Source organism: Caulobacter sp. FWC2 (genome assembly GCF_002742625.1).
Lineage (GTDB): Bacteria > Pseudomonadota > Alphaproteobacteria > Caulobacterales > Caulobacteraceae > Caulobacter.
In genome coordinates this window covers 1,974,991-1,997,900 of record NZ_PEBF01000001.1, presented here as the reverse complement: position 1 = coordinate 1,997,900, position 22,910 = coordinate 1,974,991, and the positions used below count along the sequence as shown (strand labels likewise).

12 protein-coding genes and 3 pseudogenes are annotated in these 22,910 nt (G+C 67.1%); 3 read left to right on the top strand and 12 right to left on the bottom strand.

Annotated elements, in window-relative coordinates; all coding sequences use genetic code 11:
- The first annotated feature begins 17 nt into the window (after window positions 1–17).
- Window positions 18–710, top strand: a complete 693-nt coding sequence (locus CSW62_RS09655; RefSeq protein ID WP_099577238.1) for a TetR/AcrR family transcriptional regulator — start codon at window positions 18–20, stop codon at window positions 708–710.
- Here CSW62_RS09655 and CSW62_RS09650 read toward each other — a convergent pair.
- The 3 genes from CSW62_RS09650 to CSW62_RS09640 are packed head-to-tail and all read right to left on the bottom strand — an operon-like array spanning window position 679 to window position 3,427.
- Entirely contained in the window at window positions 679–1,839 is a 1,161-nt protein-coding gene (locus tag CSW62_RS09650) for an MFS transporter (protein ID WP_099577236.1), read from the bottom strand. The genes CSW62_RS09655 and CSW62_RS09650 overlap by 32 nt on opposite strands.
- A complete protein-coding gene (locus tag CSW62_RS09645; protein WP_099577234.1) occupies window positions 1,839–2,483 on the bottom strand; it encodes a class II aldolase/adducin family protein in 645 nt (214 codons plus the stop codon). Before CSW62_RS09645 ends, CSW62_RS09650 begins: the two co-directional genes overlap by 1 nt.
- Window positions 2,483–3,427 (bottom strand): carbohydrate kinase family protein, encoded by a 945-nt coding sequence (locus tag CSW62_RS09640; protein ID WP_099577232.1) that lies wholly within the window; start codon window positions 3,425–3,427, stop codon window positions 2,483–2,485. Before CSW62_RS09640 ends, CSW62_RS09645 begins: the two co-directional genes overlap by 1 nt.
- Before the next feature lie 83 nt (window positions 3,428–3,510).
- Between CSW62_RS09640 and CSW62_RS09635 the strand changes: the two genes are divergently transcribed.
- Window positions 3,511–4,785, top strand: a complete 1,275-nt coding sequence (locus CSW62_RS09635; protein ID WP_099577230.1) for an aminotransferase class III-fold pyridoxal phosphate-dependent enzyme — start codon at window positions 3,511–3,513, stop codon at window positions 4,783–4,785.
- A gap of 113 nt (window positions 4,786–4,898) precedes the next feature.
- On the opposite strand, the pseudogene CSW62_RS27440 reads toward CSW62_RS09635, so the two are convergent.
- The 9 genes and pseudogenes from CSW62_RS27440 to ptsP form a co-directional block, all read right to left on the bottom strand.
- Window positions 4,899–5,972, bottom strand: a pseudogene (locus CSW62_RS27440) (methyl-accepting chemotaxis protein); the annotation flags it as partial.
- Window positions 5,973–6,101: 129 nt separating this feature from the next.
- Window positions 6,102–6,242, bottom strand: a pseudogene (locus CSW62_RS27435) (HAMP domain-containing protein); the annotation flags it as partial.
- Window positions 6,243–7,114: 872 nt separating this feature from the next.
- Window positions 7,115–9,643 carry a glycosyl hydrolase 115 family protein gene (locus tag CSW62_RS09625; RefSeq protein WP_369827450.1) on the bottom strand — a complete coding sequence of 843 codons (2,529 nt, stop codon included), beginning with the start codon at window positions 9,641–9,643 and terminating at the stop codon, window positions 7,115–7,117.
- A gap of 59 nt (window positions 9,644–9,702) precedes the next feature.
- Complete coding sequence (locus CSW62_RS09620; RefSeq protein ID WP_099577226.1) at window positions 9,703–10,965, bottom strand: histidine-type phosphatase; 1,263 nt, start codon at window positions 10,963–10,965, stop codon at window positions 9,703–9,705.
- An 8-nt stretch (window positions 10,966–10,973) separates the two neighbouring features.
- Window positions 10,974–12,092: an acyltransferase family protein gene (locus tag CSW62_RS09615; RefSeq protein ID WP_099577224.1), complete on the bottom strand. Its 1,119-nt coding sequence runs from the start codon at window positions 12,090–12,092 to the stop codon at window positions 10,974–10,976.
- Complete coding sequence (locus CSW62_RS09610) at window positions 12,089–14,395, bottom strand: alpha-N-acetylglucosaminidase (protein ID WP_099577222.1); 2,307 nt, start codon at window positions 14,393–14,395, stop codon at window positions 12,089–12,091. The genes CSW62_RS09615 and CSW62_RS09610 overlap by 4 nt, the downstream gene beginning before the upstream one ends.
- Window positions 14,396–14,535: 140 nt before the next feature.
- Complete coding sequence (locus tag CSW62_RS09605; RefSeq protein WP_233206646.1) at window positions 14,536–17,208, bottom strand: TonB-dependent receptor; 2,673 nt, start codon at window positions 17,206–17,208, stop codon at window positions 14,536–14,538.
- 405 nt (window positions 17,209–17,613) lie between these two features.
- Window positions 17,614–19,368 (bottom strand): N-acetylglucosamine-specific PTS transporter subunit IIBC, encoded by a 1,755-nt coding sequence (nagE, locus tag CSW62_RS09600; protein ID WP_099577218.1) that lies wholly within the window; start codon window positions 19,366–19,368, stop codon window positions 17,614–17,616.
- Window positions 19,369–19,373: 5 nt separating this feature from the next.
- A pseudogene (ptsP, locus tag CSW62_RS09595) lies at window positions 19,374–21,975 on the bottom strand (phosphoenolpyruvate--protein phosphotransferase).
- An 87-nt stretch (window positions 21,976–22,062) separates the two neighbouring features.
- Here ptsP and CSW62_RS09590 point away from each other — a divergent pair.
- A complete protein-coding gene (locus CSW62_RS09590; RefSeq protein WP_099577214.1) occupies window positions 22,063–22,905 on the top strand; it encodes a GntR family transcriptional regulator in 843 nt (280 codons plus the stop codon).
- The last annotated feature ends 5 nt before the right edge of the window (window positions 22,906–22,910 follow it).

Below are 22,910 nucleotides of genomic sequence, written 5' to 3'. Positions count from 1 at the left end.
CTTGCTATCAGGATCGCATGGCAAGAAGCACCGCCGCGAAGACCAGCGCCAACAAGACCGCCGCACCGTCGCTGGACACCAAGTCCCGTCCCTCGCGGCGGCGGGGCAAGGACACGTTCGAGGTGATCCTGACCACGGCCGGCGAACTTCTGGCCGAGGTGGGGTTCGAGCGCTTGACGACCAACCTGGTCTGCGAGCGCGCCGGCCTGACGCCGCCGGCGCTCTACCGCTACTTCCCCAACAAGTACGCGCTGCTGAAGGAGCTGGCGCACCGGTTGATGGACGCCCAGGACAAGGTGGTCCTGGCCTGGCTCGAGGACGGCGGTATCAAGGCCGCCTCGCTGGAAGAGTCGGTCGCCAAGAACCGCGATCTGCAAAAGCAGGTCAACGCCATCACCCGCGACTTCCCGGGCGGCGACTGGATCTTGCGGGCCCTGCGCGCCCTACCGATGCTGCAGGAGGTGCGAACCACCTCGCGCGACATGGTCGCCCAGGCCCTGTTCGAGATCCTGAAGGCCGAGAACCCGCACGCCAGCGAAGATCGCCTGCGCACGGCCACACGCCTGACGACCCAGATGATGTACGCCGCCACCGAAATGGTCCTGGAGGAGCCGGACCAGGACGAGGACAAGATCAACGAAGAGATCTGCTGGATGGTCGGACTGTACTACCAGAACCTCACGCGGGCGACTTCGGCCTCAAGAGACTGATCAGCGCCAGGGCCAGGATCAGACAGGCGGCCGACAGGATCAACGCTCGCCGGACGGGTCCGTCGCCGACGACCATCGACGCCGCCAGCGGCCCGGCGCTGCTGCCCAGGAGCTGAGCCGCGCCCAGCTGCATCGAGGCGCGCCGTGTCGGGTCGATCCGGATCAGCAGCAGGGTCTGGAACGGCAGGGCGAACAGCCACAGGAACCCGAACGCCGCCACGCAGGCGGCGAACGGCAGACGGCCCGGTCCGCTCCAGAGCACCGCCAGGATGGTGGCGTTGAGCACGCCGACGCCGAGCAGCATCCGGGCCGGCGGAACGCGATCACCCACCACGGTGGCGGCCACCCCGCCCAGGACCTGCAGGCCCAGCGCCAGGGCGATCGCCATGCCCGACTCGCGCGGGGACAGGCCAGCCTGGGCCGCCAACGGCTCCAGATAGACCCACAGGGCCACGATGAAGGCCATCCACAGGAAGACCGCCGCAAGGCCGGCCAGGGCGCGGCTATCCAGGCGGCCGCCGTCCTCGTGCTTGGGCAAGGCGGCCAGGCGGTCGGGGCCGGTCAGCGCCGCCAGGGCGGCCAAAACGGAGATCACCGCCAGGCAGGTCAGGGCGCCGTTTACGCCGCCGTGGACCATGACCGTGGCCGGCAAGGTCGCCGCCAGCACCAGCTGGGCGAAGGTCTGCAGGGTGACGAAGACACCGGAAGCGCGCTCCGGTCGGGACGAGCGCGCGATCACCCCTATAGCCAGCCACAACATGACCCCGGCGCACGCTCCAGCCAAGGTGCGCACCAGGATGACGCCAACGCCGCTAACCAGCGTCGTGGCCATCATGGCACCGGCGTGCAGCAGGCAGACCAGCGCCATCTTCAGCCGGATGTTGGTCGGCTTTAGAAAAGCGGCCGCCAGCCCCGCCGCGACACCCAGGGCCATCAGCTCGACGGTGGCGGCCAGGCCGATCTGGGCCGTGCTGAGCCGCTCCTCCCGCTCCATCGCGCCCAGGATCACTGGCTGCAATCCGGCGATCAGCAAGGCCACGACCCCGACGGCCTGACTGATGGCGGCGTCCCACCTCGGCGGCGAGGCGACCGGGACCTGCGCGTCGACGAGCGCTTCTGAGACGCTCATCAGCGCTGACCGTAGGATTTGAAGCGCTGGAGGATCAGGTTCATCTCCTCGTCCGCCAGTAGCGTCGGGCCGCCGATCGCCAGCGTGCCCCAATAGACCGCCGCCTGTTCCTCAATCTCCTCGGCGATGGCCAGGGCGTAGTCGAGATTGGGCGCGGCGACGATCTGGCCATGATTGGCCATCAGTGTGGCGTAGCGGCCATCCAGCGCTTCGACCACGACCTGGGCCAGGTCCTCGGAGCCGAACGTGGCATAGGGCGCGACCGGCACGCTGGTCCCGCCGCTGACGGCGACCATGTAGTGAACCGCGGGGATCGGCTTGCCCGCGCAGGCCAGGATGGTGGCGTGCCGCGAATGGCAGTGGACCACGGCCCCGACATCGGGCCGGCGATCGAGAATGCCCTGGTGCATCCGCCACTCGCTGGACGGCTTCAGCGCGCCCTGCGCCGTCGAGCCGTCGGGCTGGACCAGCACCATGTGCTCGGGGACCAGGCGTCCGGCCGGAATACCGCTGGGCGTGACCAGCATCGCCTCGCCACACCGCGCCGAGACATTGCCCGAGGTGCCCCGGTTGAGCCCCCTGTCGTCCATCGCCTTCATGACCTCGGTCATGCGCTGGCGCAGCGCGCCTTCATCGACGGTCATCAGACGTCTCCGTTCAGGGTCATGGCGCGCATGGCCGCCTCGGTGGCTTCAAAGCTCTCCAGCTTTCCAAGGGTCGCCAGGCCCTGCGCCACCAGCGCCGCCGTGGCGGTGGCGAAGCGCGCGGCGGCCAGCGGCGGCCAACCCCGGTCCAGCGCCGCGATGAAGCCGGCGCAGTAGGAATCGCCGCAGCTGGTTGTGTCGATCGGCTTGATCGCATAGGCCGGCAAGGTCGTCCGTGCCCCGTCCACCACCACGACCGAGCCGAGCCCGCCGTTCTTGACCAGGCAGTTCCTGGCGCCCAGACTGATGAAGATATCGGCGGCGGCGAAGAGATCGTCTTGCCCCGTCAGCATCCGGGCCTCGGCCGCGCTAGGCAGGAAATAGTCCACATGCGGCAGGATCCGCTTCAGCTCATCCAGCGCGGAGGGCTGCGGCGAGATCAGGTCGCATGTCACGGTCGCGCCCGTTTCGCGCCCCGCCTGGACCAGGTCCGCGCCAGGACCGCCGTCGAGCCTTGGGCCGCCGATCCCGGCATAGTGCAGAAAGCGCGCCGACCTGGCCGCCGCCAGCGCCTGCGGCGTGGCCGCCGCCAACATGCCCGCGCCCAAGGCATGGAAATTTGGCCGCCGTCCCGCCGAGTCCACGGCCAGCACGGTCGTGGAACTGGGCAGGCCCGGCAGGGTCTCCAGCGCCCTCAGGTCCACCCCGGCTTCGTCCAGCGCCATGCGGATGAAGCGGCCGACCAGATCATCGCCCACGGCCGAGGCGAGGCTGACCGACATGCCCAGCTTGGCGGCGACCAGGGCGGCGCCCGCCGCCGTCCCCGCCGGGGCGCAGGCGATGCCTTCGATCAGGGTCGTCCCCTCCCCTTCAGGCAGGGCGTCGATGGCGCGCGCCACCACGTCCAGAGTCGTCAGTCCGATGCACGCCAAGCCGGTCTTCATGCCGCCCTCTCCCCGATACATTGACAGGCACTATGCCTCAGTCGATATGATAGTCAAAACTATCTTAAAGGCAGGGCGCCCGCATGACCTGGACGAACAGCAAGGACACCGCGCTGCGCGAGCGCGCCATGGCCGTGATCCCCAACGGCATGTACGGCCATCAGTCGGTCATGCTCTTGCCCGACGACTATCCGCAGTTCTTTGATCGGGCGGAAGGCGCCCATCTGTGGGATGTCGACGGCAACCGCTATATCGACTTCCTGTGCGGCTACGGCCCCAACCTGTTCGGCTACGGCCATGCTGGGATCAACGCGGCCTATGTCGAGCGGATGAAGCAGGGCGACACCATGACCGGGCCGGGCGCGGCCATGGTCGAGCTGGCCGAGGCGCTGACCGCTCAGGTCAGCCACGCCGACTGGGCGTTGTTCTGCAAGAACGGCACCGACGCCACCACCATGGCGATGATGATCGCCCGCAACTTCACCCAGAAGAAGACCATCGTCCTGGCCAAGGGCGCCTATCACGGGGCAGCGCCCTGGTGCACACCTTTGAAGAACGGCGTCACGCCGGCCGATCGCGCCAACCAGATCTTCTATGAGTACAACGACGTCGGAAGCCTGGAGGCCGCCGTGCGCGAGGCGGGCTCGGATCTGGCGGCGATCTTCGCCGCGCCGATCAAGCACGACACCTTCGTCGACCAGGAGCTGCCAAATCCCGAATACGCCCGCCGGGCTCGCCAGCTGTGCGATGAGCATGGCGCTCTACTGATCGTCGACGACGTCCGCGCCGGCTTCCGCCTGGCCCGCGACTGCAGCTGGTCTCTCGTCGGCGTCAAACCGGACCTGTCCAGCTGGGGCAAGGCGATCGCCAACGGTCACCCGATCTCGGCCCTGCTGGGCGCCGACATCGCCCGGTTCGCGGCGGCCACAATCTATGCGACCGGCTCATACTGGTTCTCGGCCGCGCCGATGGCCGCATCGCTCGCGACCCTCAAGCTGATCCGTGAAACCGACTATCTTGAGCGCAGCATCGCCTTGGGCGAGCGCCTGCGCGAGGGCCTCGACGCGGTCGCCAGCCAGAACGGCTTCGGCCTGCGCCAGACCGGGCCGGCCCAAATGCCCCTGATCATGGTCGACGACGACCCGACCGGGGCCAAGGGCTATTTCTGGAACAACGCGCTGCTCAAGCGCGGCGTCTACTTCCACCCCTGGCACAACATGTTCATCACCACGGCGATGACCGACGGGGATATCGACCACACGCTTCAAGCCGCCGATGACGCCTTCAAGCTGCTGAAGGCCGCCGGTCCGCTCGAGCCCGTCGCCAAGCTGGAGTTCATGCACTCTCTGGTCAGCTGACCCGCGTCCCATCGAGCGTCCCAAACCGACAAATCGTGCGTCGGTTTGGGATCAGCGCCGGTGATCTTGCCTGGGCCTTGTTCTCGACGTCGGACAGGTCCGGGCTGACGCGGTCAGAACTCCTCCCAACCCTGCGACGGCGCGGCAGCAGCAGCAGCGCCGCCGGGGCGGCCAAGGCCGGCGATCTTTGATTGCAGCATGGCCACGGGGTTGCGAGACGGCGCTTGTCGTTCCGCGCCGGCCGGTTGGGCCGCGACCGGCTTGGGCCGCGCCGTGACGGCTCGCTCCGCGCCTCGGCCCGTTTCAAAGCGGGCGACCAGGCCGGTCAATTGGCCAGCTTCGTTCCTGAGGCCGGCGGCGGCGGCGGTGGCCTGCTCGACCATGGCCGCGTTCTGCTGGGTCACCTGATCCATCTGATTGACCGCGACATTGACCTGGTTCAGCCCGGTGGACTGCTCCTGGGACGATTGGGCGATCTCGGAGATCAAGGTGTCGATCTGAGCCACCTTCTCGACGATGTCGGAAAGCGCCTGGCCGGTGGCCCCCACCAGCCTGACGCCACGCTCGACTTGTGAGGAGGAGTTGGCGATGAGGGTCTTGATCTCCTTGGCCGCGTCGGCCGAGCGCTGGGCCAAGGCCCGCACTTCCTGCGCGACGACGGCGAAGCCGCGTCCCGCCTCCCCCGCCCGCGCCGCTTCAACGCCGGCGTTCAGGGCCAGGAGATTGGTCTGGAAGGCGATTTCGTCGATCACGCCGATGATCTGCGTGATCTGACCCGAGCTCTGCTCGATCTCGGTCATGGCGGCCACCGCCTCTTCCATGACTTCGCCGGACTTTTCCGCGGCGATCTTGGCGCCGGACGCCGCGCCGGACGCCTCGCGGGCGCCTTCGGCGCTGCGCTTGATCGTCGCCGTGATCTCGTCCAGGGCGGCGGCGGTCTCCTCCAGGCTGGCCGCCTGCTGCTCGGTCCGACGCGACAGGTCATCGGACGCCGACGCAATCTCGTCGGACCCGGCGCGAATGGCGTCGGTCGAACCGGAAATGGCGCCCATGGCCTCGCGCAGGCTGTCGATCGCCCGATTGAAGTCCGACTTGATCTGGGCGTACTGGCCGTTGAACGTCGCGTCGATCCGGGCCGTCAGGTCGCCCTGGGCGAGCTTCGTCAGACTGGCGGCCAGGGCTTGAACGACCATGGCCTGCTCGGCCTCGTTCTGGCGGCGCTCGGCCTCGGTGCGTTCGCGGGCGGCTTCGGAGTCAGCGCGCAGCCGCTCGGCGTCGCCGGACAGAGCGCGGGCGGCCAGGCCGTTGTCCTTGAAGACTTGAACGGCCTTGGCCATCAGGCCGACTTCGTCGCCTCGCCCCTGGCCCTCGACCACTGTGTCGAGATCCCCGGACGCCAGGCGACGCATGCTGTCGCCGAGGCGGCGGATCGGCTGGGTGATGCTCGCACCCGTCATCCAGAGGGCGGCGCCGACGCCGATCGCGGTGCCCAGCACCGCGATTCCAAGCAGCGTCCAGCGCGTCTTGCTGACAGCGTCGCTCATCGCCTGCGATTGCGCGGCGCTCGCCTTGATAGTGGCGTCGACCAGCTGTGTGTTCGCGGCGCCAAACGCATCGACCAGCTTCGCCGCCGGGATCATCGCCTGGGCCGCCTCGGCGTCACGGTCTTCCAAGCCCAGCGCGATGACCTTGTCGAGCGCCGCCTTGGCCTCCGTGGCGTCCTGTGTGAGCACCTTGATCTGGTCGGTCGCCTCGGGGAGGCCTTCGCCGGCTTCCTTGAGGTATGTCTGTAGCTTGCCGTACGCCGTTTCGTACTTGGCCCGCGCCGACGCGCCTTCCGGCGATGCGCCGACGTAGAAGACGGACATGCTGGCCGCATAGCCCATCTGGTTCATCGCCCGATTAGCGCGCGCCATCTTGACCAGCGCTGGCCCCCGGACGTCGGTCATCACCGAATAGTCCGCATCAGTGGTCATCAACTGTTGGCCGCCAAAGCCGGCGATGCTCAGGCGATCAGGCCCAGCCCCAACATCATAGCGGCGATCTTGGCGCCAATCTTTACATTCTCAACAATTCGCATTGCGTGCCGCCCCACCTCCGGCGTCAGCAACACCGGGGCCGATACAGGTTGTTTACAAGATATTTGCTCTACTCATACTTGACTTGAGGATTCTCATATATTGGCATCAATGACGTCAGCATTATCGTTAACAATACCTTACGATACTGTCTCGATATCTAGCCGCGGCGGTAGGACGCAGGCCTTCAGGCGCCGCACCGCCGCCCCCCCAATGTGAACGCGCGGCGCATACGCCAGTGCGCGACTGAATCAGTGGTTTTCGTGGGTCAGAACCGTCTCGGGCTCAACGAGACGCAACTGATCCAAGCCGACGCGGCCGACCGCCGAAGTGACGCGGATCGTGTGCCGCCCGGGGCTCAGTTCCGGCCCGACGGTCGCCTTCAGCAGGTTATCGAGCACGCCCTGGGCCCATGCCGGCGAGCCGACGGCGCGCGGCCAACGCACGCGCTCGGGCGGAGCGCCGTCGATGCTGACCTCCGCCTCGATCTCCTTGGCCTGGCCATCGGGGAAGATCGGCAGGACGCCCAGTTGCAGGCGACGACCGCTGGAGGCGACGTCGACCTGGAAGGTCAAGGTGGCGCCCTTGCTGTCCGCGACCATCACCCCGCGCCCCCGCCCCAGGCCTTCGACCAGGCGCCAGCCGGTGTTGGCGGTGAAGGCCTCGGCTTCGATGATCGGTTCTTCGGTTCGCGTGGGGGCGTCGACCACCGCCAGAAACTTCGCCGGGTCGGCGGTCAAGCCTGCGCCAGGCAACGGAATGGAGCGCGCGCGGTAGATCCGCCACTGGCTATCGGCCGGCTCCTCGGGCATCAGCCAGCGCCACTTGCCGCCCGCGATCCGCTCGTTGAAGCGCGTGGTCAAGGCGTTGATCTCGGCCTGGGCCAGCACCGCCGCCCCGCCGGCCGAGCGCGCCATGGCCTGATCGCTGTCGATCAGCTCATTGTAGCGTTCCGCCGCGAAGAACCGCATGTTGGCGGCCGCTGAGATCCGGATCGGGAACTCGACGAGCTCGAACCAGGCGTCGGAAAGTTCGGGCGGAACCCGTTGTCCCGTCGCCTGCGTCTCGGTGGCCAGCCGACGGAACGCCCGCAGGCGGTCGTTCACTTGGGCGGGCGTATAGCTGCTGAGGTGACGGCTCTCGGCCTGGGGCTGCCATTCCAGATGTTCGGGACGGCGCTCGAAATTCAGCCGGTAATAGGTGTCGAGCAGTTCTGCGGTCTTGGCCGAGAGGTCCGGCCCCAGGTTGCGCGCCGTCCAGTCTTCCAGGAACTGGCGCTGGGTGCGACCGCGCAAACGATCGATATCCCAGGCCATCTCGAGGAAGTGGCTGGTTCCAATCTCGGCGGGCTTGATGTCGCCGACATTGGCGATCCAGACATTGCGCGCGCCCTTATCCCAGGCGTGGATCATCTCCTCCTGCACCAGGGCCGGCGGCGTCGTGGCCAGCCAGAGATAGGCCAGCGGATAGCCGAGGTAGGACAGGTGATAATAGACGCCCGCCCCGCCCTTGCGCCCGGCCTCCTCGGCGCTGGCGAACTGTCGGATGTAGCCGAAATTGTCATCGGGCCAGACGATGGTGACATCGTCGGGGACCTTCACGCCGGCGCGGTAGATCTCCAGCACCTCTTTATACGGCACGAAGATCTGCGGGACCTTGGCGGTGTCGGTCGAGACCTCCCGGCTCAGGATCTGACGCTGGTCGCTGATGATCTTGTCGAGCAGCGCCACCTTTTCCTGCATCGTCTTGGGTCCGACCATGCCGGTGTCGTGGATGCCGCGCATGCCGACGGTCCACAGGCTTTCATAGGGCGCATTGGCCTTGGCGCGCTCGTCCCAATAGGCTTTCACGCCCTCGGGATTGGTCGCGTAGTTGAACTTGGCCGGATCGTCCTTCCACTCGCCGACATTGTTGCGCAGCATGGCCTCGGCGTGGGACGAGCCCATGACGATACCGTATTCGTCAGCTAGCTTGGCGTTGGCCGGGTCATCATTGAACGGCGCTGTGGTGTGGTGCATGGCCGGCCACAAGGTGTTGGCCTTCAGGCGCAGCAGCAAGGTGAAGATCCGGCGATAGGTCTTCGGACCGATATCGCCGCGCTGCGGGTCGAAGGTCTTGGCGGCCCAGGGATAGAGGCCCCAGTCCTCGTCGTTGACGAAGATCCCGCGATAGCGCACCGACGGCGGGCCGAAACGCTTGGCGCCCGCGCGGACGAACAAAGTATCGCGATGCTTTGGGGTGACGTCAGCCCACCAGGCCCACGGCGAGACGCCCATCTGCTGAGCCAGTTCATAGACGCCGAAAGCCGCGCCACGGCGATCACTGCCGATCACGACCACGGCCTTGTCGACGCCGGGCAGCGGACGATCCAGCGTCGTGATGACGAAGCTCTCCCAGGCTCCCTTCAGGCGCGAGACGTCGATACGGCCCGAAGCGACCAGCCGGTCGATCATGGCGCTATGACCCAGCGTACCGACCAGAATGGCCGTGCCGCCTGTCGCCTCGCCTTTAACAGGCGCGACTTGTCCGGTGACGGTCTTGATGTCTTCAGCCAGGTCCTCGGCCGCGTGCCGCACGACGCGGGCGTCGGCGGAGTCGACGACGATCGTCGGCGCCTTGCCCGGCGCGACCAGTGCGAAGCCGCCGCGTGTCGGCCCATCGCTGAAGATGGCCTCGGCCTTGACGGGATCGGGCGCCTTGGCCGCGAGGGCGCCGAGCGGCCAAAGCGCCGCCGCGAGAAGACATCCCGCCAGTCGCGGCCACGACGCCTGCTTGCCCATCATCGTCTTCCTGCTTCCGTCCCTGGATCTTGTCATTGGTGGTCTATCCGCACCCGGCCTCAGGGACCGATCGCGCGCCCCACGACGGCCTGAAAGTCCTTCAACGGACAGTCGAACGCCGGTGTCGCGGTGCTGCAGCCGGGGATGAAGACCGGCGCGGCCAGCGGTGGCGTCGTCAGCGACAGAGGAGTCGCGGCGCGCAGTTGCTCCAGGCTTTGCCCCGTGAAGCGCGCCCGGATCACCCGCACGCCGTCGGCCCGACGCCAGCGTTCGAAGACGAGCGCTCCGCCCGGCTGGATCTGGTTGGGTTGATAGCCGGGCAGCGTCCACTCGGCGCGCAGCAAGCCCCCCAAGCTCGCCAGGGTGCCGTCGTGTCCAGCGATCACCACCAGCTTGGCGTCCTGAGGTCCGATCGCTGTGGCGGAGGCGCCATCGCCGTCCTCCAGCGTGGCCAGCAGTCGGCCAGCCAGATGCCCTGCCAGGATCTTGGCCACGTAGGGTGTGCGCAGGCGCAGATCGAACTCGGCCTGATGAAGGAAGAAGACGCGCGTCAGCATGTCTTCGTCGACGCCCTTCCAGCCCAGGGCGGTGAAGTCCCGCCCGTCGGCCCAGGCCATCAGCAGGCTCTCGGTGACGCCCGAAGCGAAGGCTTCAGGACCCGTCAGCTCGGCCATCTCCCCATTTTCGGCGAAACCGGGTCGAGAGGCCGTAGCCCGACGCTTGCCAGCCACGGGGGGGCAAGGCCCCTTGGCGCACTGCATGAGAAAGGCGTCGAGCGTCTCGACCTCCTGGCGGTGGCTCCCGCTCCACGCCGTGAGGTCGCCGCCGGCTCTTCCGGCCACCGCAGCGCGCGCCAAGGCGGCGTCCGCCTTGACGACGCCTGCCTTCACCGGTTCGAACATCGGGTCGTCCGTGCCCTCGCCGACAGCATGGACGTCGACCGCGCAGCCTGGCGCGATCGTCCGCGCATAGGCCCGCGCCGTGGCGATGGTCCGTTGGGTCTGGTTGGCCCAGAAATAGGTCTGTCCGCAGTCACCGGACTTCAGCAGGCCCTGCGCCACGTAGAGCTGGCGATAGTAGGCGCCCATCTGCTCGATCAGCTGGCCGCCGCGCGCGGTCAGGTGACCGGCCGGAACCTCGAAGCGCGGCCACGGACGGGCCGAAGCCTCCTCGAGCCGCTCTGGCGAGGACATGGCCGCGCGGACGCCATGGCGGCTAAGGATCACCACCTTCTCGAGGTGATCTTCCGACGCGCCGGCGGCAGCCGACACCGACGGCGCCAGCATCAGCAAGACGGCGCAGAGACGCGCGAAATGAGACATGCAGGCCCCTACAGCTTCACGACCACGCCACGCCGATACATGACGTAACCCAGCAGCCAGCAGAGCAGCGTGTAGGCCAGCGCGCAGAGCAACGAGCCCAGCGCGCCGGGCGCCATGGCCTGAAAAACATGGACGCCGATCCAGTTGTAAATCCCCACGCCGGGCGCGACCTCGATCATGCCCAGCACGACGACGAACAGCTCCGAGAACAGGTAGATCACCAGAGGGTTGAGGCCGAACACCTCGAAGAAGCGGGTGAAGGCGTTTGTCCCCTTCCCTTCCAGAGCCAGGGTCAGCCCCGCCAGCAGCAGGAAGTCGATCCCCACCGTCAGCAGGACGAAGCTGCCGGTCCAGAGCTTCTTGGCGATCGGGAAGGCCAGGCCCCAGGCCAGGCCGGCCAGGACCAGCGTCGCGCCAATCAGGACCATGCGCCTGACGGCTTGCCGCGCCTCGGACGCCGCCCTCAGCAGGCGCGCGGCCAGATAGCCGGCCAAGACGTTGACCGTGGCCGGCAGCGCGCCGAGCAGGCCTTCGGGATCGAAGCCGGCGTCCTTACGGTAGAGATGGTTCTGGCCGATCAGGAAGAGATCCAGATGCGTGCCGGCGTTGCCCAGCTTGGACAACGGCGCCGCAGGATCTCCAAAGACGAGAAGGATCGCCCAGTAGCCCAGCAGCAATACGGCCGACAGCACGACGATCAGACGCGGCGACAGCCAGCGCACGGCGAAGGCGGCCAGCATGTAGCAGAGGGCGATGCGCTGAAGGACGCCGGTCACCCGGGTCTCGGAAAAGGGGCTCGGAACCCAGTGCCCATCGACCTTATGGACGAACGGGAACCAGTACATTAGGAAGCCCAGCAGAAAGATCAGCGCCGTTCGCTTCAGCACCTTGACCAGGAAGTCGTTGAGCGGGATCGGCCGCGAGAAGGCGAAGGCCATCGAACAGCCGACCGCGAACAGGAACGACGGAAACACCGCATCGGCCGCTGTGAACCCGAACCACGGCGCGTGGACCAGCTGGGTGTAGGCCTTCGCGCCCGGCCCCGCCGTATTGACGACGATCATCAAGAAGACGGTCAGCCCTCGGAAGACGTCTAGGGACAGGAAACGGGCGGCGGGCTTGCTCATACGGTCTTCTCCCCGCCCTGACCGATGCGTGCGATCAGGGTCTTTATCTCGCCGATCGGGTCGGCGGGCTTTTCGCGGCGATAGGCCACCTCGGCCTCGACCCAGTCGCGCTCCCAGGCGATGCTGGCGCGCACGGCGGCGGCCTCGTCGAAGTCCCCCGTCCCCGCCGCCTTCAGCGTATCGAAGAACAGCGACCAGCGCGGCAGGTAGAAGCCGCGATAGAGCCCCTGCCAGGCCTTGGAGGCATAGTCGTTGAGGTTGCCCTGCCCGCCCCAGACCGTGACCTGCGCCTTGGCGTTGGCGACGTAGGCCGACGCGTCGGCCGGCGTGTCGCCATAGGCGCGGGCGTCCTCGATCCACGTGGCCAGGGTCTCGGGCTGGACGCCCAGAAGCTTGTCGATCGACAGCGCCAGCGCCTCGATCTCGGCGCGCGCCTGGTCGCCCGCAGCGACATCACCACGCCGATAGGCGGCGACAGCGGCCTGCAGCAGGTCGTCGATCTTCATCGTCGCCAGGTGACGGGTCGCGTCAGTCAGGTCGAGCACGAACAGCGGCTCGTTCGCATAGGCGGGCGCCAGCGCCGCAAGCGCCTTGACGGCCGCCTCCAGCTTGGCGCGGTCGCCCGGATGCGGCGGGAACGCGCCAATCGTCGCCGTCGGGCGCTTGAAGAACAGATAGGCCCCGGCCTTGCTGTTCCACCAGCGCGGCGACCAGTAGCGGGTCGAATAGGCGCCCTGAACCAAAAGGGTCATGGCCGCATCCAGCTCGGGCGATGTCTTGCCGTAGCGCGAGCGGGCATAGGTCGACAGCCAAGCCGCACCACTCTCCTGCCCCGCGCCCCAGGCCAGATCGTAGACAGCCTCATAGACGATCGAGTTGTTGTGCAGCCCTTCGGGGAACATGCCGAAGCCGGACAGCTTGCCCGTCTCCGGACTAGTCGCGATCCCCGCGATGTCCTGGCGGTAGTAATCCAGGTCGCCATAGACCGGATTGCTGCCGCCGTAGTTATGGACGTAGCCGTAGATCCACGGCTTGCCGCCGAAGGCCTTGGCGTTCTTCCAGACGGCCGGATAGCGGTCGTTGCCGATATCCAGGATCATCAGCTTGTCGTCGGGAACCTGGCTCAGATAGGCCGAAATCGCCGTAGGATTCCAGAAGTGGCTGTCGGCGCCGAACAACCAGCCCTGCATCACCCAGACCGCGTCGGGCCGGGCCTGGCGGATGGAGTCGTAGATCGCCTTGCCATAGGCAGCCAGGCGTTGGGCCTTCAGCGCCGGATCCACCTCGACCTTGGTCTTGGTCGCCGCCGTATTGGCGGTCCCGTCGCCATAGGCCGCGTCGCGGGCGTCCGCGCCGTCGGCGTTGATCGGCGGCAGCATCTCGTTGAACGAGTCGGCCAGGTAGTAGGTCCCGGCCCCGTAGGTCTCCGTGTACAGCGCCAGGAACCGGGCGGCGATCTTGGCGAACAGCGGATCGGCCGGGTCCAGCCAGTAGGTCTCGTGGAAGCCTTCCCACGGCCGCATGCGATAGATGCGAGCCTTCGGGTTCTTCTGGGCGAAGGCCTTGGGAACATAGCCGCCGAAAGCCGGCAGGATCGGGGTCATGCCCAGCGACCGCATGCTGCCGAGAATCTTGACCTGTAGGTCCTTTTTCTTGTCGATCCAGGCGGCGGGCAACGGGGCGCGGTAGCCCTCGATGTTGCCCATGCGGTGCCAGGGGGTGAAGGCCGGCCCCGAGAAATAGTCGGACAGCTCGGCCTCGCTCAGACCGAACTCGCGCCATAGCGCGCGCCAGACATATTCCTGCCCCTCCATGGCCAACGGCATGTCGACGCCGTGCGCCGCCATCCAGTCGATCTCGCGGGTCCAGCGTTTCCAGCCCCACCAGGGCGTCGTGTAGCCGTAGGTGCAGGTGTTGAGATAGGCGCGATGCCGGAACGGGCTCTCGACCTTGCCGCTGGCGACGGCGGGCAAGGCGCCGCCCTGGGCGACCCGGTCGCCCTCCCAGCTGACATGGGCTAGGCCCGACTGACGCAGATAGGCATAGGCCCCGCGCACCAGGGCCACGGGGCTGTCGCCGGAAATGGAAACCTTCCCGGCGCCGCTGTTTACGGAATACCAGGGCCGATCACCGCCAGGCTTCAAGCTCAGCGCGGCCCCCGTCAGGCGCTTGCCGAACAATCGCTCTAGGCTCGCCCGCGCGGCTGCGGCGCCCCTGCTCGTGGGGGCGGCGAAGGCGGACGGGGCCATGCTCGCCGCGGCGGCGAGGGTCAGGGCCTGTCGTCGGTTCAAGAAGCTGGTCATCGGCGGCAGGATCTATGGAAAAGGACGCCCGCCGCGCAGGAGAGTACGGCGGGCGCCAGGGATAAGGCCTTGTCCGTCCGACGGACAAGGCCGGGAAGGACGCGGCGCTCGGGGAGGAAGAGAGCGCCGCGCCGAACGCGTTACATCTTGTATTGGAACGACAGGTAGTAGCTCGGCCCCGTCGCCGACGACATCTGCCAGCGGCTGGAGTCGCCCAGATAGGCCTTCTCCTGCGCGTTGTTGATGTTCATCGCCGCGAAGGCGAAGCTCAGGTGTTCGTTGAAGTTGTAGCCCAGGTTCAGGTCGAGCTGGGTGCGCGCCTTGACCGTGTGACCCAGCGGACCAGCGAAGAAGCTCTCCACCGAGGTCTGGTCATAGGCGCTGCGGTAGTTGGCCGACAGACGGGCGCTGAAGGTCTGGTTTTCCCAATAGACCGTGCCGTTGGCGGTGTGCTCCGAGAGGTTGGCCAGACGGAAGCCCGTCGTCGAGGTCGCCGGATTCACGTGGGTGTAGTTCGTGATCAGACCGAAGCCCTTGATCGGCAACCAGGCGTCGAACGACTGTTGCCAGTTCAGTTCGTAGCCGTGGATGTCGACCGTCTTGTCGTCATTGAAGCTCTGGGTGATCGAATAGGTGTCGCCCGCGCCAGAGACGCAGACGCCAGTGGCGTCCTTGGACAGCGAGACGCCTTCATACGAAGCCGGGCAGATGACCGACGTGAAGACGCCGTTCTTGACCTTCTTCGAGAAGTAGCCAGCGGACAGGCCATTGCCTTGGCCGTAGTACCACTCGAGGGTCAGGTCGATCTGGTTGGCCGTCATCGGATCCAGATCGCCTTGGCCGATCGAGATCGTGTTGACCTTCTTGCCCGTGGTGTCGGTCGTGGTGGTCTTGGTGGTGGCCAGCTGGTTGTTGGAGTCGATGATCGGACGCACCAGCACCTTGGCGGCGGCGAAGCGCAGCAGCAGGTTGTCGGTGAGGTCCAGGCTGAAGTTGGCCGACGGCAGGATGTTGTCGTACGACTTCTTGGTCGTGTAGGTGCCCGCGATCAGCTTGACCTCGGTGTTCAGCGGGTTGGCCGCCCCGCCGACATAGCCCTTCACCGTCTGGTCAGTGCTTTCGCTGCGGACGCCCACATTGCCGCGGAACGTCTTCGACAGCACTTCGCCCTTCAGGTTGGCCATGGCGTAGAACGAGGTCAGGTCACGCTCGACGCGGAAGCTGCCCGACGGGTCGAACGCGCTGTACACCGAGACGCCTTGGGCCTTGAGCGCGTCGCGATAGGCTTGCAGGTTAGGCGACACCCAGGCGGCTGGCAGGGTGTTGTCGCCGTCCAGGAAATTCGTGATCGAAATGCCGGTCGCGGCCATCGTCGGCGAGTAGGACGCCGGGATGCTGTTCTGGCCGTCCCGACGGATCACGTTCCGCTTGAGCACTTCGTGGCGGATCTTGGCGCCAGCCTGGATGGACTCCAGCACGCCCCAGTCGAGGAAGCGCTTGGCGTCGAATTGGCCGGCGTCCTCATACGAGTCGATCGAGCGATAGGCGCCGTTCGGGTAGGTGTTCCGGATCAGGGTGGCGGTATTGTACTGAGCCGTGTCGGTCAGCGGCGACGACGTCGTGAAGACGATGTTGCTCGGGTTGCTGATGTCGAGCGTGGCGCTCGGGATGTTGATCCCGAGGATCGCCGCCTCTTCGTTATGCTTGGCGCTACCGCGCGAATAGTGACCTGTGGCCTTGAAATCCCAGTTCTCGATGCCCGTGTAGTGGACGTTGGCCGTCAGGGCGCCGGTCGACTGCGGGCGGTTTTCGAACTGGTGGTTGTTCTCCAGGCGGAAGTTGTTCACCTGCACCTTGGTCGACGTGCCGTTGGCCACCGTGACCGGCACGACGTTCGAGGCCGAAGGCGTCGTGAACAGGAAGACCTGCTGGTGAAGGTCCTGGGTCGTCTTGTCCTTGGCGTAGGTGGCGATCAGGTCCATCTGCAGATCGCTGGTCGGCTTGAACTGGATCGCGGTATTTACCATCGAGCGCTTGGTCTCGCGGTCGATGCGGCGATAGCGCGGGCGCGCCGGGGTGTAGACGTTGTTGGCGACGGTCCAGCGGTCCATCCACAGATAGTCGCCGCGGTCCTTCAGCTCTTGGTAGCCGCCGCCCAGGAAGAAGCCCAGCTTGCCGTCGAAGAAGTGATCGACATAGGTCAGGCCGAACTTGCCGGTGGGATTGCCGCCGATCAGGTCCTGCTTCTGGGCCTTGCCGGCGATGATGATCTGGCGGCCCTTCACGTCGAAGGGGTGCACGGTGTCGATATTGACGGTGCCGGCCAGGCCGCCCGCGTCCATCTCGGCCGTCGGCGACTTATAGACCTGGATACCCGAGGCCAGCTCGGTCTGGATGACGTCGTAGCGGAAGCCGTCGGTGAAGTTCGAGCTCTTGAAAGCCTGACCGTTGACGGTGGTCAGGGCGTACTGCGGACCCAGGCCGCGGATGCTGAGGGTCGAGCCACGGCCGTTGATGTTGGAGATCTGCACGCCGGGAATGCGCTGGATGGCTTCGGCGATGTTTTCCGACGGGAACTTGCCGATGTCCTCGGACGAGATGCCGTCCGAGACGCGCACGTCCTTGCGCTTGACCTCCAGGGCGGTGGCCAGGCTCTTGCGGAAAGCGGTGACGATCACTTCATCGACGGACTCGGCCGCCGGGGCCGGTGCGCTCTGAGCCAGGGCGGCGTCGGCGAAACAGGCGCCGGCCAGCAGGGCGAGCACGAAGGCCTTGCGGCGGGCATGTGAAACGTTGAACTGACGATTGATCATAGTGTTATTCCCCCTTTTTCGAACCGGTCGACGTGATGCGACCCGGCGGCTCGTCGGCAAACATGATGCAGACCATTTTAGAACCTCTTCGGACTGCGTACGAAGAGACGATAGAGCGTCGAGTGAAGCCGGCGCAAAACTGTAAGTCGTTTGTTTTTCTGAACTTTGTAAGGCGTACGATCCTTGGGCATCGCTGATTGCGGGCTATGTGGACCGAGGTCTGAGAAATCTTCGATTTATCGTTTCTTTTTAGTCGGTTAGCTTGACATTCTCCCCTCCTGACTGCGCCAGATGCAATACCAATTCAATGCCTTTTTTGCGACCACTCCGACGGCGCCCTCGATCCCATCGCAGCCGAGGCGAGAGAACGGGCCCTGACGCTCACGCCAGACGTGCGGGCGCCGGCTAGGTCAGACATTTGACAGCCTCTCCGACCCGCTCGGCGTCGGGGCCGAGGACGAGGTGGACGATGTGGTCGCCGATGCGGACGAGGCCGCGGGCGCCGAGGGTCTTCAGGGCCGGCTCGTCCAAGGCGGCCTGGTCGGCGACGACCAGGCGCAGGCGGCTGGAGCAGGTTCCGACGGACTTCAGGTTGGCCGCGCCGCCGAGGGCGACCAGCAGCGCCTTGGCCTTGCGGTCGTCGTCGATGGTCGGCAGCGCGGAGGGCGCGGGCTTGGCGGTGACCGTCGGCTTGGCTTGCGCCGGCGCTCCCCCGATACCCTGGTTCAGGGCCGCGCGGATCTCGCCGGCCACGCCGTCGGCGATGGGGCCGAGCACGACCTGCAGCGCGTTGGCGGAGGGCTTGACGATCCCGCGCGCGCCCAGGGCCTTCAGGGCCGGCGCGTTGACCGCGTCCTGGTCGACGACGATCAGGCGCAGACGGGTGGTGCAGGCGTCGACGGTGGTGAGATTGCCCGCGCCGCCCAGGGCCGCCACGAAGTCCGCGCCGCGTCCGCCGCCGGTGGTGACGGTCTCGACGGCGACAGTGTCCTCGTCCTCGCGGCCCGGGGTCTTGAGGTCGAACTTCTGGATGAAGAACCGGAACAGGCCGTAATAGACCGCGCCATAGACAAGGCCGACCGGGATCAGCAGCCACGGGTTCGTGGCCTTGCCGAAGTTCAGGACGTAGTCGAACAGGCCGGCCGAGAAGGTGAAGCCCAGCTTCACGTTCAAGAGGTTCATCAGCGCCATGGCCACGCCCGTCAGCACCGCGTGCACGGCAAAGAGCACGGGGGCCAGGAACATGAAGCTGAACTCGATCGGCTCGGTCACGCCCGTCAGGAACGAGGTCAGGGCCAGCGAGAACAGCATGCCGCCGACGGCCTTTTTCTTCTCGGGCCGGGCGGTGTGGTACATGGCCAGGCAGGCGGCCGGCAGGCCGAACATCATCACCGGGAAGAAGCCGCTCATGAACGCCCCGGCGCTGGGGTCGTCGGCGAAGAAGCGGCGCAGATCCCCGGTCGCGCCGTGATAGTCGCCGACCACGAACCAGGCGATATTGTTGAGCACATGGTGCAGGCCGGTGACGATCAGGATCCGGTTGAGGAACCCGAACACCAGCAGGCCGATCTCGCCCGAGCCGACCACGGCGCGGCTGGCGGCGTCGACCGCGCCGTTGATGCCGTCATAGCCCAGGCCAATCAGTACGGCCATGACCAGGCCGGCCAGGCCCGCGATCATCGGCACGAACCGCCGGCCGCTGAAGAAGGCCAGATATTCCGGCAGCTTGAAGGTCGAGAAGCGGTTGTAGAACAGCCCGCCGATCACGCCCGAGAGGATGCCGATCGGGGCGCTCAGCTTGGCCAGGGCCTTGGCCTTGTAGGCCGCGCCCGCCAGGTCGGCATGGGCCTTGACGAGGTTGGCCGTGACCTCGGCCGGGACGTGCAGCAGGGTCTTGGCGCCCTCGGTGGCGATCAGGAAGCAGACGACACCGGCCAGGCCGGCCGCGCCGTTGTTCTCGCGCGCCAGACCCACGGCGACGCCGATGGCGAACAGCAGGCCGAGGTTGGAGAAGATCGCGTCGCCGGCGGCGGCCATGAAGCCGATGTTCAGCAGGTCGGGCTGGCCCAGGCGCAGCAACAGGCCCGCCACCGGCAGCACCGCGATCGGCAGCATCAGGGCCCGGCCCAGGGGCTGGAGGATCTCGAGCGGAGACTTCATGGGCGTCAGGCTCCTGCCCCAATAGAAAGATGAGACTTCACGAGGGCCCGGACCGCCTCGGGAGACGTCTGGCCCAGCGCCTGCCGGGCCAGGTCACGACAGGCCTCGAGCGAGAGGCCGCGCACGCGGGCCTTCACCTCAGGGGCGATCGAGGCCGTGGTCGACAGCTCCGTGACGCCCAGGCCCAGCAGGATCGGCGTGGCGGCGACCTCGGAGGCCAGCCCCCCGCAGACGCCGACCCAGCGCTGATGCTTCTGCGCCCCACGGCAGGTCTGGTCGATCATCCGCAGCACCGCCGGATGCAGGGCGTCGATGCGGGCGGCCAGCTCCGGATTGCCCCGGTCCATGGCCAGCACATATTGGGTCAGGTCGTTGGTGCCGATCGACAGGAAGTCGGCCTCGGCGGCGAGCAGGTCGGCGGTGACGGCGGCGGCGGGCGTCTCGATCATCACGCCAAGCTCGACCCTGTCGGTGACGCCCAGCTCGCGCTTGGCCTCTTCCAGCACGGCGCGGACGGCGCGCAGCTCGTCCAGGCTGGCGATCATCGGGACCATGATCTTGCATTGGCCGAAAGGTCGAACGCGCAGGATGGCGCGCAGCTGGGTCTTCAGCAGGTGCGGCCGCCACAGGCTGACGCGGACGCCGCGCAGGCCCAGCGCCGGGTTCTCCTCGGCCGGGATCGGCAGGTAGGGCGCGGCCTTGTCGCCGCCGACGTCCAGCGTGCGGATGATCAGCGGCCGGCCCTCAAGAGCGTCGGCGATGGCCTGGTACTGGCGGGCCTGCTCGTCCTCGTCCGGCGGGGTGTCGCGCTCCAGGAACAGGAACTCGGTGCGGAGAAGACCGCAGCCTTCCGCGCCATGGGCCACGGCGGCCAGAGCGTCGCTGACCGAGCCGGTGTTGGCGAACACCTCAATGCGGACGCCGTCCTGGGTGACACACGCCTCGTGGGCGGCGGCCTGGGCGGCGGCGCGGCGTTCCTGGCGTTGGGCCAGGGCGGTCTGGGCGGCTTCCAGAGCGGGCGCATCGGGCGCGACCCGCAAGGTCCCGCCGTCGGCGTCCAGGATCAGCGCGGCGCCGTCCTTGACCTTCAGCAGCGCGCCGCCAAGGGCCACCAGCGCCGGGATACCCATGGCCGCAGCCAGGATCGCCACGTGCGAGGTCGGACCGCCGCGCGCGGTGGCGAAGCCCGCCACGGCGGCGGGATCCACGCCCATCAACTGCGAGGGCAGCAGTTCGTCGGCCAGCAGGATCGAACCGGGCGGCAGGACCGCGCCTTCGTCTTCTTCGCCAGTGAGCGCGCGAAGGACCTGGCGCTCGAGGTCGACGAGGTCGTCTACGCGCTCGGCCAGGCGGCGGTCGCCCAGGCCGCGCAGGGCTTCGACATAACCGCCGACCGCCGATCGCCAGGCAAAACCGGCGCTCTTGCCTTCGCCGATCAGGCGGCGGGCGCCGGCGGAGAGTTCAGGATCTTCGAGGAAGGCCAGGTGGGCGCCGAGAATCGCCTTGCGGGCCTTGTCGCCTTTGGCGGCGTTGGCTTCGATCTTCGATCGGACGGTGTCGAGGGCGGCGGCCAGAGCGGCCTCCTCGTGGGCGACGCCTTCGCCGGCTTCGCGCACGACGATGTCGGCGGCGGACAGGCGCACGGCCTTGCCGATCGCCAGGCCCGGCGCGGCCAGCACGCCCTTCAGCACGCCGTCGCGCGGCAGTTCGGCCGGCGCCACAGGCGCCTCGATCACGACGGGCGCGGCGCTCTGGACGGCCACCGGACCGCCCTCGCCCATGCCGCCTTCGATCAGTTCGGCCACCGCCTGGATCGCCGCCTCGGCGTCCAGGCCCGAGGCCACGACCTGGATGGCGTCGCCATGGCGGATGGCCAGGGACATGACGCCCACCGGGCTCTTGGCGCTGGCGCGGCGGTTGCCGATGACCAAGGCGACCTCGGCCTCGAACTGGCGGGCCGTCTCGGCGATGCGGGCGGCGGGACGGGCGTGGATGCCGTGGACCAGCGGCACGACGACCTCGCGCGATATCTCGCCGGCAGCCGTCGCGCTCTGCACAACCGCCCCGCCGATCGGCGACAGCTCCATCAGGAAGTCGCCGACACTCAGCGCGCGGTCCTGGTCGCGACGGACGATCTGGAAAGCGTCCAGATTGGTGATCACCACCGGGGTGATCAGGCTGCGGGCCTTCTGGGCCAGCAGGTCGAGGTCGAAGCCCAGCAGCCTGTCGCCGACCGTCACGCTCTGGCCGTCCTGGACGAAGACACTGAAGCCTTCGCCGTTCAGGGCCACCGTCTCCAGCCCCACATGCATCAGGATCTCGGCGCCGTTGGCCGCGCGCAGCGTCACGGCGTGGCGGGCGCGATGCACGCTGACAACCACCGCGTCGCACGGCGCGTGCAAGGTCGAGCCAAACGGATCAATCGCCAGCCCATCCCCCAGCATCCGCTCGGCGAACACCGCGTCCGGCGTCTCATCCAGCGGCGCAATCCAGCCGTTCAGCGGCGACGACAGCACCAATCCCGACATTGCAACCGCCCCCCTTTTTCGCGCTGCCGACGCGGCCCCTAAGCCGTCGACGAGGCAATACAGTCCAAATTAATACCATTTGGCAAGGCCAATTACGATAATGGCAAGGCCACTCTTGTTTTGCCTCCAAAATTACCAGATACGGAGCGGGCATTGACGTAACGGGATGACATACCCCCTCACATCGAGGCAAATAGGACTTACATTGGTATCGTACGACGCGAGCGATCTGCCTCCGCGTCGCTCAGATGGAGGAGCCGCGAACGCCGTGTCCCTATCCCAGCGCATAGGCTTCGCCCACGGCGCGGATTCCGCGCCGCTCTATCTCCAGCTTCAGCGCGCCCTGCGCGAGGCCATCCAGCTCAAGATGCTCGTGGCCGACGACGCCTTGCCGCCCGAACGCGAGATGGCGGAGGACTTTTCCGTGTCGCGGATCACCGTTCGCAAGGCTCTGGAAGGTCTGGTGAGCGAAGGCCTGCTGACGCGCCGACAAGGCGCCGGCACTTTCGTCGCCGCGCGTGTGGAGAAGAACTTCTCCAAGCTGACCTGCTTTACCGAGGACATGCTCTCACGCGGCCGCAAGCCCCATAGCGAGTGGATAGACCGCAGCGAGGGCAAGGTGACGCCGGAAGAATCGCTGACCCTGGGCCTTTCGCCGGGCACGCCGGTTTACCGCTTCACGCGCATCCGCTACGCCGACGGCGCGCCGATGGCCGTGGAGTACACCACCATCGCCGCCTTCGCCCTGCCCTCCGCCAACGCTGTCGGCGACTCGCTCTACGCTGCCATGGCCGCGAGCGGCCATCGCCCTGCCCGGGCCTTGCAACGCCTGCGCGGCATCCTGATCACGCGCGAACACGCGCCCCTGCTCGGCGTAAAGCCCAAGGACGCCGGCCTGCTCGTCGAGCGGCGCGGCTTCCTGAAGGACGGCCGCGCGGTGGAAGTCTCCCATTCGTACTACCGAGGCGACGCCTATGACTTCGTCGCCGAACTCAATGATCAGTCCTGAGGAGT

Excerpts from the sequence above, each read along its gene's own strand:
- CSW62_RS09655 (WP_099577238.1), top strand. The coding sequence starts at position 18 with ATGGCAAGAAGCACCGCCGCGAAGACCAGCGCCAACAAGACCGCCGCA.
- CSW62_RS09650 (WP_099577236.1), bottom strand. The coding sequence starts at position 1,839 with ATGAGCGTCTCAGAAGCGCTCGTCGACGCGCAGGTCCCGGTCGCCTCG.
- CSW62_RS09645 (WP_099577234.1), bottom strand. The coding sequence starts at position 2,483 with ATGACCGTCGATGAAGGCGCGCTGCGCCAGCGCATGACCGAGGTCATG.
- CSW62_RS09640 (WP_099577232.1), bottom strand. The coding sequence starts at position 3,427 with ATGAAGACCGGCTTGGCGTGCATCGGACTGACGACTCTGGACGTGGTG.
- CSW62_RS09635 (WP_099577230.1), top strand. The coding sequence starts at position 3,511 with ATGACCTGGACGAACAGCAAGGACACCGCGCTGCGCGAGCGCGCCATG.
- CSW62_RS09625 (WP_369827450.1), bottom strand. The coding sequence starts at position 9,643 with ATGGGCAAGCAGGCGTCGTGGCCGCGACTGGCGGGATGTCTTCTCGCG.
- CSW62_RS09620 (WP_099577226.1), bottom strand. The coding sequence starts at position 10,965 with ATGTCTCATTTCGCGCGTCTCTGCGCCGTCTTGCTGATGCTGGCGCCG.
- CSW62_RS09615 (WP_099577224.1), bottom strand. The coding sequence starts at position 12,092 with ATGAGCAAGCCCGCCGCCCGTTTCCTGTCCCTAGACGTCTTCCGAGGG.
- CSW62_RS09610 (WP_099577222.1), bottom strand. The coding sequence starts at position 14,395 with ATGACCAGCTTCTTGAACCGACGACAGGCCCTGACCCTCGCCGCCGCG.
- CSW62_RS09605 (WP_233206646.1), bottom strand. The coding sequence starts at position 17,208 with ATGATCAATCGTCAGTTCAACGTTTCACATGCCCGCCGCAAGGCCTTC.
- nagE (WP_099577218.1), bottom strand. The coding sequence starts at position 19,368 with ATGAAGTCTCCGCTCGAGATCCTCCAGCCCCTGGGCCGGGCCCTGATG.
- CSW62_RS09590 (WP_099577214.1), top strand. The coding sequence starts at position 22,063 with ATGACATACCCCCTCACATCGAGGCAAATAGGACTTACATTGGTATCG.